The sequence below is a fragment of the Sulfitobacter sp. HI0129 genome (assembly GCF_001635395.1).
GTDB lineage: Bacteria > Pseudomonadota > Alphaproteobacteria > Rhodobacterales > Rhodobacteraceae > Sulfitobacter.
The window spans coordinates 1-630 of the sequence record NZ_LWGH01000675.1 but is presented as its reverse complement, the minus strand read 5'-3'; the positions used below and the strand labels follow the sequence as shown (position 1 = coordinate 630).

The window sequence follows — 630 nt, the reverse complement described above, 5'->3', positions numbered from 1 at the left end:
CGCCGCTTGCTCGGCCCCCGGTATCCGCAGTTCGAAAGGCTGGTTCCCGCCTTCGAGAACGCGGGCGTGGACATGCGCTACAGCGTCCAGCCGCTCGACTGGTTCACCGAAGACCACGGCTGGGCCGATCGCGGTGCCGCCTATCTGGAGGGGGCCACCGCGCTTTTCATCGGCGCGGCCGAAGCGGCGCTGGCGGATGCGGGAATGACAGCGACCGAAGTCGACACCGTGGTCACCGTGTCCTCCACCGGGATCGCCACCCCGACGCTGGAGGCGCAGGCCTTTCGGCGCATGGGGTTCCGCCGCGACGTGCAGCGCGTGCCGGTGTTCGGGTTGGGCTGCGCGGGCGGGGTCACGGGCCTGTCGGTGGCGCGGCGGCTCGCGGCGGCGCAACCGGGCAGCAGTGTGCTGATGGTCACGGTGGAAACCTGCTCGCTTTCCTTTCGCAACGACCGGCTTCAGAAGGCCGATATCATTGCAACCGTTCTCTTCGGGGACGGGGCGGCAGCGGCGGTCCTGACCAGCGACAGCGCAGCAGCGGCGGGCGGGATCACACTGGGCCACGGGCAGGAGCACCTTTGGCCCGACACCCTTCCCATCATGGGCTGGGACGTGGATGAAACCGGGCTC

At 69.5% G+C, this 630-nt stretch carries 1 pseudogene; it reads left to right on the top strand.

From position 1 onward, the window contains the following. Positions 1–6: 6 nt before the first annotated feature. Positions 7–630 (top strand): annotated as a pseudogene (locus tag A3764_RS17145) (type III polyketide synthase); the annotation flags it as partial.